The sequence below is a fragment of the Anabaena sp. PCC 7938 genome (assembly GCF_049315035.1).
In the GTDB taxonomy this organism is placed as follows: domain Bacteria; phylum Cyanobacteriota; class Cyanobacteriia; order Cyanobacteriales; family Nostocaceae; genus Anabaena; species Anabaena cylindrica.
Genome location: NZ_CP186034.1, coordinates 1,856,849 through 1,869,463, shown reverse-complemented (window position 1 = coordinate 1,869,463; position 12,615 = coordinate 1,856,849). Strand labels below are relative to the sequence as shown.

At 40.7% G+C, this 12,615-nt stretch carries 12 protein-coding genes; 5 read left to right on the top strand and 7 right to left on the bottom strand.

Annotated features, from left to right (window positions below; genetic code table 11):
- Window positions 1–10 precede the first annotated feature (10 nt).
- Window positions 11–334 carry a hypothetical protein gene (locus ACOWPH_RS08685; protein ID WP_422665711.1) on the bottom strand — a complete coding sequence of 108 codons (324 nt, stop codon included), beginning with the start codon at window positions 332–334 and terminating at the stop codon, window positions 11–13.
- Window positions 306–1,532, bottom strand: coding sequence for an NB-ARC domain-containing protein (locus ACOWPH_RS08680; protein ID WP_422665710.1), 1,227 nt, complete (start codon window positions 1,530–1,532; stop codon window positions 306–308). Before ACOWPH_RS08680 ends, ACOWPH_RS08685 begins: the two co-directional genes overlap by 29 nt.
- A 395-nt stretch (window positions 1,533–1,927) precedes the next feature.
- On the opposite strand from ACOWPH_RS08680, the gene ACOWPH_RS08675 reads away from it, so the two are divergent.
- A complete protein-coding gene (locus ACOWPH_RS08675) occupies window positions 1,928–2,131 on the top strand; it encodes a hypothetical protein (RefSeq protein ID WP_015215000.1) in 204 nt (67 codons plus the stop codon).
- A 7-nt stretch (window positions 2,132–2,138) separates the two neighbouring features.
- Here the strand turns inward: ACOWPH_RS08675 and ACOWPH_RS08670 are convergent, their stop codons facing one another.
- The 3 genes from ACOWPH_RS08670 to ACOWPH_RS08660 form a co-directional block, all read right to left on the bottom strand.
- On the bottom strand, window positions 2,139–2,807 hold the full coding sequence (locus tag ACOWPH_RS08670) for a hypothetical protein (RefSeq protein WP_015214999.1): 669 nt from the start codon (window positions 2,805–2,807) through the stop codon (window positions 2,139–2,141).
- A 78-nt stretch (window positions 2,808–2,885) separates the two neighbouring features.
- Complete coding sequence (locus ACOWPH_RS08665) at window positions 2,886–3,506, bottom strand: flavin prenyltransferase UbiX (RefSeq protein ID WP_015214998.1); 621 nt, start codon at window positions 3,504–3,506, stop codon at window positions 2,886–2,888.
- A 17-nt stretch (window positions 3,507–3,523) separates the two neighbouring features.
- A complete protein-coding gene (locus ACOWPH_RS08660; RefSeq protein ID WP_015214997.1) occupies window positions 3,524–5,872 on the bottom strand; it encodes a ribonuclease R family protein in 2,349 nt (782 codons plus the stop codon).
- 869 nt (window positions 5,873–6,741) lie between these two features.
- Here ACOWPH_RS08660 and ACOWPH_RS08655 point away from each other — a divergent pair.
- Complete coding sequence (locus tag ACOWPH_RS08655; protein WP_042466003.1) at window positions 6,742–7,572, top strand: hypothetical protein; 831 nt, start codon at window positions 6,742–6,744, stop codon at window positions 7,570–7,572.
- Between the two features lie 276 nt (window positions 7,573–7,848).
- Here ACOWPH_RS08655 and clpP read toward each other — a convergent pair whose 3' ends face one another.
- Window positions 7,849–8,454, bottom strand: a complete 606-nt coding sequence (clpP, locus tag ACOWPH_RS08650; protein WP_015214995.1) for an ATP-dependent Clp endopeptidase proteolytic subunit ClpP — start codon at window positions 8,452–8,454, stop codon at window positions 7,849–7,851.
- 511 nt (window positions 8,455–8,965) lie between these two features.
- Between clpP and ACOWPH_RS08645 the strand changes: the two genes are divergently transcribed.
- Window positions 8,966–9,121, top strand: a complete 156-nt coding sequence (locus tag ACOWPH_RS08645) for a hypothetical protein (protein ID WP_015214994.1) — start codon at window positions 8,966–8,968, stop codon at window positions 9,119–9,121.
- Between the two features lie 122 nt (window positions 9,122–9,243).
- Window positions 9,244–11,325: a thioredoxin domain-containing protein gene (locus ACOWPH_RS08640; protein WP_015214993.1), complete on the top strand. Its 2,082-nt coding sequence runs from the start codon at window positions 9,244–9,246 to the stop codon at window positions 11,323–11,325.
- A gap of 57 nt (window positions 11,326–11,382) precedes the next feature.
- Here ACOWPH_RS08640 and ACOWPH_RS08635 read toward each other — a convergent pair whose 3' ends face one another.
- The gene (locus ACOWPH_RS08635; protein WP_015214992.1) at window positions 11,383–11,904 is read right to left on the bottom strand and encodes a DUF29 family protein; all 522 of its coding nucleotides are present in this window, start codon (window positions 11,902–11,904) and stop codon (window positions 11,383–11,385) included.
- Window positions 11,905–12,009: 105 nt separating this feature from the next.
- Between ACOWPH_RS08635 and ACOWPH_RS08630 the strand changes: the two genes are divergently transcribed.
- Complete coding sequence (locus tag ACOWPH_RS08630; RefSeq protein WP_015214991.1) at window positions 12,010–12,594, top strand: molybdenum cofactor guanylyltransferase; 585 nt, start codon at window positions 12,010–12,012, stop codon at window positions 12,592–12,594.
- Window positions 12,595–12,615: the final 21 nt, after the last annotated feature.

Below are 12,615 nucleotides of genomic sequence, written 5' to 3'. Positions count from 1 at the left end.
TTATTTTTACTCAGAACTCAGGCCAATATTGAAAATCTTTTTCCATTAACCGCTCAATTAGATAATTCCTCCACACTGTGCTGAGGGATAAATTGGCTGCTTCTATATCCAGTAAAGATCTCCGTCGGAGCAATTCTATAGTTTCCAGGATTAATCTTTGTCCTAATCGCACCGGCCATCCCGGTATCATATTGGTTTTTAAAGTCATCACAGAAGTACAATCTGGATTGAGTACCAGATAATACATCATATACTTCTCTAACTCAGACAAGCGGTTAAACTGCTGCTCTAGACTTCTGCGAATTTCACCAAAAACTAGAGTACCCTGTTCCAAAATACTGATAAACACTACCGCCAAATAAATCTTGAATAGTAGTAGCAACTAATTTCAAAAATAACGGATTACCAGCATACCAGTCAATCAATACAGTGCATTCTGTATATTCTAATTCGGCTAACCCTTTAGTTTTGAGAATAGCCAGGCCTTCTGTTTTGCTCAAACCAGTCAAGTTTAAAGACCGCACAGGTAGCTTTTCTCCTTCAATCGCAGCAATTTCTGGTGGTTTTTCCCGACTAGTTAATAACAAACAGCTTTGATGTTGAGAATCTCCTATCCTTCTAATTAATTCACCGTAACCTTCATAACCAGGACGATATTGGATTTGTGAACCTAGATCAAGTTTACTAGCTTCTACGGAAGATTGAGCTTGTGTCTCATCTCTATCATTGCTAGATAAAATTGAGTCAACGTTATCCAAGACCAAAAGACAACGCACCTTACGTAAACAACTAATCAATTGGGAAATTTTAGTATTCAAAGTTGCAGTCTGGTCTATCTCGATAGTTGGTAATAATATCTGCACAATATTATTTAACATCGCATCTATCGAAGGACATAGATGTAGCGATCGCCAAATCACATATTCAAACTGCTCTTGAATCTCCTCAGTTAACTTAATCGAAAAAGCCGTTTTACCAATTCCACCCATCCCTAACAGTACAACTAACCGACAGTGATTTTGTAAAATCCATTTTGAAGCGGTGGTTAGTTCTTTTATCCTTCCAGAGAAGCTACTAATATCAATTGCTTCACCCCAATCTTGAATATTTGAGGATTTAATTTTCAGTAACTCAATTTCTTGCTCTCTAGTATTTTTAATAAAAGTAGTTATTGGTTTAACTTGGAACCAATTTTTTTTATACCCAGCTTTTTCTAATAGATGAGTCACATGACTCCAATTTTTTACCTTCACTGAGTAACCTAATTGATTACCCAGCATATCTTCTATGTATTTATATAACCCATTTGATAGATAAACTCTTACAGTACTGCTACTGCGACTTTGATACAGTTTATTCGCTATTTCCGCAGGGCTACAACCACAAAGCAAACCCCTCAAAAGCTTCTTTTCGACAGGTGTCAAGGCTTTTCTTTTGACAGAAGCTAAATCTATATATAATTTTTCTAACTCCCAATTTTTTTGAGCTTCTATAAATTCTTCTTCTGTAACTTGGGAATTGACTACCACCATTGTTATTAGTGTATTTACAGTTACGTTAGATATATACTAACGTTTATACCGTAAAATCCGAGTGAAGTAACAGTAAATTTATAACGAATTTCATAACAAGTGTTAGGTGCATTTTCATTTATTACTTAGGTATGCTTATGCTTAATGGAAATTTCACATAACTTGTTTGAAACTTTAAGGAAATAAACTCTGTCAACATAAAAAGGCGAAATTAGTTGTAAGTAACAATGATGTTGTTGACAACACAGTACTATGCTGCTCAAATTTACTGTTAAATCAAATGCCTATTGTTTACTAAGTGCTAAAAACAACCAGAATTTCTGTCTTTTACAAAAAAGCTTCTCTCCTTTGAGTAAGCTCTCATCAAATAATGTGGTATGCATGGGGTGTCAGCTATGACTCGAATTAGAGACGTTGTGCAAACGGCTTTAGCAACTGGATATTTAACGTTGCAAGCAGAAAACCAACTCAGAGAACTTTTAACTAGTCAGTATGACTTTGAAGATTTGAATGCCTTTATGGCTTTACAGGAAGCTGCGATGACGGGTCAAATCAAGCAAGAGTCACGAGAATCAAGAAAACAGTGTGTCATAAAATAAACTCAAGTTACTGACGGGGGGGTTTATTTTCATCATCTAAATCCTCGTCTTCAAAAAAATCCCAATCATCATCATCTGTTTGATTAGTAGTTGATGGTTGATAAGGAGGGATAATTACCCGGTAATCAGCGTCGTAAATAGATTCAGTTTTTCCCACACCAGTGTTTTTAGGTTCTTGGGAACTGTAGGAGTAAACCGAGTCAGATGGGGAAGCATTTTTAGGTACTTGTTGATTTTCGTAGGTTTTCGGGCTTGAAGTGCGTCGTGATTCTTGATAATCCCAATCATCACCTTGATTAGGGTCTGTCTCCCAATCATCAAAGTCGTTACTGGTAGTGTACTCGGTTGGATTCACTGGCATCTTTGGACTGCTAGTAGGCTGTGTAGTTTTCTTACTAGTAGTTGTCTTCACACGGGGTGGTGCTGCATTTGATGTAAATGAAGTTTTTGGTGCCTGTTGAGCCGATACATAATTAGCAATTTTAAACAAGGCAGCAATTAACAAAGATGTAAAAGCACCAGCGGCTATACTCAATAAAACCCATAAAGCCAGTGGTAATGGTTGAGTCCGCATACCTAAAAATACTAGCGGGAGGGTAGGAGACAAGTTTTGAACTAACAACAGTGTTAGTCCTCCCAGCACCACCACCAACAAAATTAAGCGAATTACAGCCATTTTAATTCAGTTATTAATTATCAGTTATCAGTGGTTATACTTATCATCTCCCATCTCCTCAGTCCTCAGTCTCCTAATTTAAAGATGACCTTGCCAACGCTGAATGGGAATGCAGTCGATATCTAGTTGATCTAAGGCACGAGCTACGACAAAATCAACTAAGTCTTCAATGGTTTGAGGGTTGTGATACCAAGCTGGAATAGCGGGAACAACTCTAACTCCTGTTTCTGCTAAGGTTGTTAAGTTCCGTAGATGAATCAGGCTAAAGGGAGTTTCCCTGGGGACAATAACCAACTTACGTCCTTCTTTAATTTGCACATCCGCTGCCCGTTCGAGTAGGTCTGAACTCAGACCTACTGCTAGTTTAGCTACTGTACTCATGCTACATGGCATGATGAGCATTCCCAGAGTTTTAAAGGAACCACTAGCGATACCAGCACCAACATCACTCCAAGGATGACAACGGAGTTGGCCAGATAGGGGATTTCCGGCTTGCTTTCGCCAGAATTGCTCTTGTGCTTCAGGGTCTGCCGGCATTCGGATATCTTGCTCTGCTTGCCAAACCATGTAAGTTGATTTTGAAGCAACTAGTTCAATTTTATACTCTGCTTCCAGAAGAAATTTAAGAGCGCGAACGGCGTAAATCAGGCCGGATGCGCCTGATACGCCTAAAATAAGTGGTTTTATGTTATTGGACACGAATTTATACGGGGAATTTACTCATCCTCACTATAGGGATCTAAGTCAAAAGATTCCATGTTGTTTGGTGAGTAAATATCTGATGTATCTTCATTGCTGATTCCCAAGCCTTTGACTACACCATCGGGGCCAACGGTGACTAAATCAATTTGCTGGCGGTAGTAATCAACACTTTTAACTTGTACGGCTACACGATCGCCTAATCTATAGGAAGCGCGATTTTTGCGGCCAAATAGAGCTTGTTGTCTAGCTCGGTATTCATACCAATCATCTTTGAGTGAACTGACGTGTACTAGTCCTTCTACTCGTAAGGGTGTACTTAGCTGGGAGCCGATTTCTGACTCTGTAGCGGGAACTTCGATTTCGACAAAGAAGCCGTAGGATTGCACCCCAGTAATTACACCGGGAAATACTTGACCAATGCGCTGTTTCATCAGTTGGGCTTTTTGTAGTCCTGCTAAATCAGCTTCGGCTTCTTGGACTTCTTTTTCTCTGTCGTTAATCTGGACGAGTACTCTAGTTAAGTCGCTTTGGAGTTCTTGTTGTAACTCTGGGGGGAGAACGTTCCAGTTAATTTCTTCATGGGAGGAAGAATGGCGCAGGTTGACACGCTCTTTGACACGGGTGTTGCGGCGATCGCGCCCGTATTCTAATAAGGCATGATATACCCGTTGCATCAGTAAATCTGGGTAACGCCGTAGGGGGGCGCTAAAGTGGACGTACTGTGGTAGAGCCAAACCAAAGTGTAATCCTCTAGTTGTGTTGTATACAGATGGCTTGAGGGTATCCTGTAACAGGTAGGTGAGAACTTGCTCAGATGGTGACTCAGCGAAAGCTCTAGTTAAATGTTGATAATCGAGGGGTTGAATGTCTAACTCTGGATCAAGTGTTAATTCCACACCCAAATTCATCGCTAGTTTGAGCATTTCCTGAACATCTTCAGGATCAGGTGTGCCTTGGACTCGCCAAATGGCAGGAACTCCCAAAGCGTTGAGATGTTCTGCTATTAGTTCATTCACCAACAGTACTAACTCTGAGAGGAGCGATCGCACGGGTACTTCATTAACTACCACAGCGCCCATTAAGCCTTCATCATAGTAAGGATTTTGGCTTGGTGGCAGATTTAATTGCAAGCTCCCGCGAGATAATCGAGCTTGTTTAGCTGCTTTGGCTAGGGTTGCTAGGTCATGTAACATCTGGATAGTCTCAGCAGACATTTTGGGTGCATCACCGCTGAGTATTGCTTCTGCTTGTTGTTTGCTTACAGATGTGTCTACTTTGATTACGCTGGGTTGAATTTCCCACTCCAGCACTTTTCCCGATTGGGGATCAATTGTGATCACAAAAGAGAGAGCTAGGCGATCGCTACCCGATACCAAAGAACAGCGTTCAGCCACTGCTTCTGGCAACATCGGCAAAATTAATTCTCCCAGATAAACTGACCGTCCCCGCTTGAGTGCCTCCCTATCTAGGGCTTCATCAGCTTGAATGTAGTGAGATAAATCAGTTATATGAACCATCAATCGCCAAGGTTCGCTTGGGGTTTTTTCCAAGCTAAAGGCATTTTCTACTACTTTATCGTCACCATTTACCCCCGCAATCGTGATGGTGAACAAACTACGTAAATCTACGCGGTTTTTTAAATCTGCTTTCAGTAACTTTTTGGGCAACTTAGCTGCTGCATCCAGGATATTATCCGAGAAAGTACGTGATAAATCATGCTTACAAGTTACCAAATCTATATCAGCAGCAGCTTCCGCATCACTACCAAGGATTTGTACAACCCGACCCAAAGGTGGATACTGAGCCAGAGGATAACGCAAGACTTCTACATGGGCTAGGTGGTCTATAGCTTCAGCCAATTTCAAGCCGTTTGTAAGCAGTTTCAATTCAAACAGCAAGCGATCGTCTAAAGGAACAGCACGGAACCCCCCTTCTACTTGTTTAATCCGTGCTAGTAAAGTGTGATTGGAACGCTCCAGAATCAGCTTTACCTCACCTTCAGGAGAACGTCGGCGACTACCTTCCTTGAGAACTCTGACCAAAACGCGATCGCCATTCCAGGCATTACTCAGATAGCTTTCACGGATATAAATATCCTCAGAGCCTTCCACATCTTGAATAGCAAAGCAAAAGCCTTTACTAGAGCAACGGAGTTTAGCTTCAATTAGCCCCTCTTCCGATACACGACGATACTTACCCCGTTCCTTGACCAACAACCCAATTTTTTCTAGCACCTCCAAAGCAATGTGAAGTTTTTCTAAACTGTCTTCATCCTCACAACCCAGTTTCTTTTCCAAAACCTTACGAGCTACCAATTTATCATCCGTGAAATTGGCAAGAAGTGTAGCGATTGAAAATTCCATGCAGTGAACCGACCTTTGGTCAAAACATCATTTTTTGAGGACACCTGCGTGCAGGGGTTCCCCCCCGTTCAGGAACCAGCACTATGGGAGAGTTTCCCAACTTGAGGAGCCGCTACATTTCAGGAGTTTCCCCCCGTTGTAGCAACTGTCCTGTGATTGGCGTTAAAGTGTCCGGTGTTTAATCTGGTTCTTCCCTGTATACCCTCACGGCTTACAGACACTTGCTACAAACGAATTGCCCGTACTCCTGCAAAGAAGTAAGCTAAGGCTGCCAAAGTTCCTGTCAGAGTAAGACTCTGCTCGGACTTCTCACTGCACGATACTCTCAGAATTCACCTGGGTGAAACTTTCTTCAACTAACCAATCTTAACAAGGCACTCCTGATATTCGACTTGGCCTCACCAGGTAAATTACACCATGGGTTGTTGAGAGGTTTGATTTACACAACTCTCGATGTTACCCAAAAGCAGGTATCCAGGGAAGGCACAGGTGTTTGATTGTCTAGATTAAAGGTAATTTCACGCCATGATCATCTGAAATTTAACTGAGAGAAACTGCCTATTAACCCAACTTTACCATCTGTAGAATCGGTAACAATCAGGTAAGCAGTTGTGAATTGCAATGAGGGCGAACCTTATCTTTATTATTGTAGATTTAGAGCGCACTTCCACAAAATACTTCTAGATATCGAATTGGGTAATTAGTATAGCATTGAAAGGAAGAACACCCTGATTTAGTCAACAGTAGCTAAAAATTTTTGCAAAAAACAGCTACTGCTACAATCGTGACAAACGATCATAGCGTGAAAAGTACCTGGAAATCTTACAAGTACAACTAAAGTTAAACATATTTAGATGGGTGGCATGATTATGTTGGCTCAATTTCAGAGCTTGTATCCCAATGGCAGCATTATTTCGGAATTAGTACAAATTTTCCAAGGAAAATATATCGTCCGAGTTAGCCTACAAATTGAAGGCGTTACCCGCGCCACTGGAATGGCAGCAGCAGAAACCGTAGAAGCCGCTGAAGACCAGGCCAGAAATAGGGCATTCATGGTTTTAGGAATCACAAATGAGACAGAGGGAGAGGGAAGAGTAGCGTTTTCCCCAAAACCTATTTCCCCAATTCCAGTCAAAACAACTGTAAATACTACAAATACCACAACTGCTTTACGTGAGTCTGTCCCCACCTCCCAGGAGGTTGCCAGTAATCAATGGCCAATGACTAAAAATACAGAAATATCTTCACCTCCTGCGATCGAATACAACAACACAAGTGATATTTACGACCAACTCTTAACTCAAGAAACTTCGGGAAGTGTCACCAAAGGAGAACAACTGGATACCGCAGCAGAAAAACTGGAGATGTCATTTAGTCCAGAACCTGAATATCAATCTTTACCAAAAATCACTGCTAGTAACGTCACACCCTTTACACCACGCAATTATTCTTCCCCAGAAGATATTGGTTTTCCATCAGGGATAGGAACCAGGAAGAAGAAAAATGAACCAGTTAATTTATCTGATGTTATTGCTCAAACAGATGTACAAATAGAACGATTAGCCTGGACGAAAGAACAAGGGCGAGAATATCTCAAAAAAACCTACGGTAAGTTAGGACGTTCTTTACTCAGTGAAGAAGAGTTACTAGATTTTCTCAACTACCTTAAATCTCAGCCAGATCCTATTGCGGGGTTTTAAAAGGAGTCAGGAGTCAGGAGTCAGGAGTTCAGGAGTTCAGGATTTCAGGATTTCAGGATTTCAGGAGTTCAGGAGTCAGAAGTCAGGAGTCAGAAGTCAGAAGTCAGAAGAAGAGTTTTCCCCCTTGCTACCTACTCCCTTTCCTCCTCACTGTCACCTGTCACCTGTCCCCTGTCACCTGTCACCTGTCACCTGTCCCCTGTCACCTGTCACCTGTCACCTGTCACCTGTCACCTGTCACCTGTCACCTGTCACCTGTTACCTGTCACCTGTCACCTACACCACAGCCATTGGACGAATACCGACGGCGTGACGGTCAATCACTTGGTCAATTAAACCGTATTCCTGGGCTTCCTCTGGAGACATGAAAAAGTCACGTTCAGTATCCTCAGCAATGCGTTCAATCGGCTGACCTGTGTGTTCAGCTAAATAATCATTCAACCGTTTTTTGTGGTATAAAATTTCCCGCGCCTGAATTTCAATATCAGTCGCTTGTCCTTGAGCGCCACCTAGAGGTTGATGAATCATAATTCGTGAATGGGGTAAACTCATCCGTTTACCCTTAGCACCAGCACTGAGAAGAAAAGCACCCATACTTGCGGCAAGTCCGGTACAAATAGTACAAACATCAGGGCGGATGTGCTTCATGGTGTCAAAAATCCCCATCCCTGCCGTTACCGAACCACCGGGAGAATTTATGTACATATAAATGTCTTTCTCCGGGTCTTCAGAATCTAAGAACAACAATTGGGCAACAATCAAGTTAGCAAGACTGCTATCAACCTGTTGACCTAAAAAGATAATGCGCTCACGTAACAGCCGTGAGTAGATATCAAAGGCGCGTTCGCCGCGACCCGATTGTTCAATAACGATTGGAATCATTGAGCGTATTTGTAGCTATTTGTCATTTATTCTATCGACGACAAAGGCTATTTGTGTTGATACGGCTAAATTAACCTTTGGCAAAATCTTCATAAATCAAAAATTTTTACTTCCTAATCGGTTCTCAGCAAGCGGATTCGGCTGAAAGGTCAGTCTACAATCAGATATCTCAAATCAAAAATTTCTCAGGCACTTTTTGATGGTGATAGGTGTCTAAGTGGGTATGGTGAGTTGAAAAGAAGCCAGATGAAAGGAAAATTAGGTCCTGTTCTGCCCTTTGTACACTGCACCTTAACTATGTAACTTATTCCACTGCTTTGTTTTCATTTGGCGATCGCAGATTAGTTGAAATTATTTTTCAGGTGTTAGTAACTTTTTTCACATTTTTTCACATTTTTTTTGGTTAATTATCCGGACATATTTAGCAAATCCGGTAAACCGGGAGTAAGAGGTGTATTTAGAATAACCAATCTTACTTGAAATGCTATTCATCAAGAGAGAGAGAAGTACTATGCTAGAAAGATTTATACAAGCTGCTTTAATCACCTTTTTACTGCATCTGATTGCTGGACTAAACGCTAGTACTCAAATTCCTCGAAAGACTATATCACCTGTCACAGAAATACCACCGGCTGTTATCGGTTCAACGATTCACTTTTTCAAGTAAAGAGCTAGGACGGAGGCAGGGCGCAGAAGAAACATAAATGCAGTCTCTCCAATCTCCAATCCCCAGTCCCCAATCACCAGTCCCTAGGCTAGACTGGTGATAAAAGTGCAGATGCTTTGATCATGACTAATCGCCTTGCTGAAGAGAAAAGCCTTTATCTCCGCAAACACGCCGAAAACCCGATTGATTGGTGGCCTTGGTGTGATGAAGCACTGGAAACTGCAAGGGTGCAAAATAAACCGATTTTTCTCTCCATTGGTTATTCTAGTTGCCACTGGTGTACTGTGATGGAAGGGGAAGCGTTTTCTGATTTAGAAATTGCTCAATATATGAATACCAACTTTCTACCTATCAAAGTAGATAGGGAAGAAAGACCTGACCTTGATAGTATCTATATGCAGACGTTGCAATTCATGAGTGGTCAGGGGGGTTGGCCGTTAAATGTTTTTCTGGCGGCAGATGATTTAGTCCCGTTTTACGCTGGAACTTACTTTCCTGTAGATCCCCGTTATGGTCGTCCTGGATTTTTACAGGTTTTGGAAGCTCTGCGCCGTTACTACGATACAGAAAAAGAAGAGTTACGCCAACGCAAAGCGTTAATTGTTGAGGCTTTGCTGACATCTGCGGTAATGCAAAAGGTTACTAATCAGGAAGTTGCAGATAATCAATTATTGCAGAAAGGTTGGGAAACTTGCACGGGGATCATCACTTCTAAGCAGGTTGGTAATAGTTTTCCAATGATCCCCTATGCTGAATTTGCATTGCGCGGAACTCGGTTTAATTATCAATTTCAATATGATGGACAGCAAGTTTGTACTCAGCGGGGACTAGATTTAGCTTTGGGTGGTATTTATGATCATGTGGGTGGTGGTTTTCATCGTTACACTGTTGACCCCACTTGGACTGTCCCCCATTTTGAAAAGATGCTCTATGATAATGGTCAAATTATCGAATATCTAGCGAATTTGTGGAGTGGAGGAATACAGGAACCGGCTTTTGAGAGGGCTGTGGCTGGAACTGTAAAATGGTTACAACGGGAAATGACTGCACAGGGTGGGTACTTTTATGCGGCTCAAGATGCTGATAGCTTCATTAATTCCACAGCTATAGAACCGGAAGAAGGTGCTTTTTATGTCTGGAGTTACAGGGAATTGCAACAACTGTTAACGACTGAAGAGCTAAACGAATTACAACAACAGTTTGCTGTTACTGCTAACGGGAATTTTGAAGGACAGATTGTTTTACAAAGGTCACACCCAGGGGAATTAAGCCAAACGCTGGAAATTGCTTTGAGTAAGTTGTTTACGGCTCGTTATGGTGCTACACCTGAGTCACTGTCAAATTTTCCGCCGGCACGAGATAATCAGGAAGCGAAAAAGACTAACTGGCCTGGTCGGATTCCGGCGGTGACTGATACTAAGATGATTGTAGCCTGGAATAGCTTGATGATTTCTGGTTTGGCTAGGGCTGCTGAGGTTTTCCAACAACCAAATTATCTGGAATTAGCGGCACAAGCTGCTAGGTTTATCTTAGATCATCAGTTTGTCGATGGACGTTTTCACCGACTCAATTATGAAGGTGAAGCGACGGTTTTGGCTCAATCTGAAGATTATGCTTTTTTTATTAAGGCATTGCTGGATTTACACCAAGCTACTTTGGGACAACTTGATCATGTTTCCAGTCAGAACTCTGATTGGTTGGAAAAAGCTGTTTCTCTCCAAGATGAATTTGACGAATTTTTGTGGAGTATTGAACTAGGTGGTTACTTCAACACATCTAGTGATAATAGTCAAGATTTAATTGTCCGAGAGCGTAGTTATATAGATAATGCTACACCTTCAGCCAATGGGATTGCGATCGCTAATTTAGTGCGTCTAGCTTTATTGACTGATAATTTGCATTATCTCGATTTAGCTGAACAAGGTTTAACAGCCTTTAAGGGTGTAATGAGTAATTCTCCTCAAGCTTGTCCTAGTTTATTTACTGCTTTAGATTGGTATCATAACTCAACCTTAATTCGGACGAGTACTGAACAAATAACATCATTAATCAACAAATATCTACCAACTGTTGCTTTTGCCATGGTATCAGATTTACCAGAGAGAAGTGTTGGTTTAGTCTGTCAAGGTTTAAAATGTCTTCCCGCACCAGCGAATGTTGAGCAGTTGTTAGAACAAGTGCAGCGCAGTCAAAATAGAGGTTAGTGGTAGTATATACTACACATGGTGGGCAATGCCCACCCTACAAAATATAGAAAGTATTCACCTTTTCCCTGCTTTCCAATCTTCACCACCTGGTAGCTGAGTTAATGTTTCTGCTACAATTGTCGGTAATTCTTTAGCTGAATAGGAATAAGTTAACGCCAAAAACTTCAAAGCTGTTGCAATTAGCTGTGTTCTATTGATGAGATCAGCAAGTTGAAATTGGCTATAGATACCATTCATTACTTCCAAACTGGCATCAGCTATGGCATCTTCAATTACTTCCTCTTCTATGAAATTTTCCCATTCATCTTGATTGATATAGTAAGATTTTTTATTATCGCTAATATTTACTTTTTTAATTTCTCTAATTGAATTACGAATAGAAGCGGACCAAGAATTTGTTAATCTCTGTTCTATTTGATTAAAAATCAAATGAATCAGTAAAATCTTTAAGTAAGATTGGATGTTACCCAGAATTGCTTGTTTACTCATTCCTTCTAATTCATCCACAATTGCTAAAGCATCTGCATAATGTCCTTGCAAAATGCTATTTCTAAGATCAATTAATTCCTGTGTCATTTGTATTAACCTCAATCCATAAATAAGTTAATTTCAATTCAACTGGTAGAACACGGATATCTTGCTATATCATAATTATATATGACCCTAAATTATAATCTATCCATGACTGATTTAAGCGTCATAATATTAGCCGGTGGTAAAAGTTCACGTATGGGTGAGGATAAAGCCTTGATTCCCATTCAGAGAATAGCCTTATTAGAAAGGGTTTATAAAGTTGCTAAAAGTTGCACTGATACCATATATATAGTCACACCTTGGCCAGAACGTTATCAAAGCTTGCACTTACCTGAATGTAAATTCATTCCAGAAATCTCCACAGAAACACAAGGACCCCTAGTAGGTTTTGTTCAAGGACTAGAAAAAGTAAAAACAGAATGGGTATTATTATTAGCCTGTGACTTACCAAACTTGCAAATTGAGGTCTTGCAAAATTGGGTAAAAATAGTTGATACTGTAGAATCAGAAAATATTGCTATTTTAGTAAAAAATCCTAAAGGTTGGGAACCTCTATGCGGCTTTTATCGCTGTAACTGTTTACCCCTACTTCAGGATTTTATTAACCAAGGAGGACGCTCATTTCAAGAATGGCTAAAACCATATCCAGTAGCGGTTTTACCATTATCATCACCAGAGATGCTATTTAACTGTAACACCCCAGAAGATGTACAAAAATTTTTATTGAATTGAGCCATAATAAAAATCTAAACA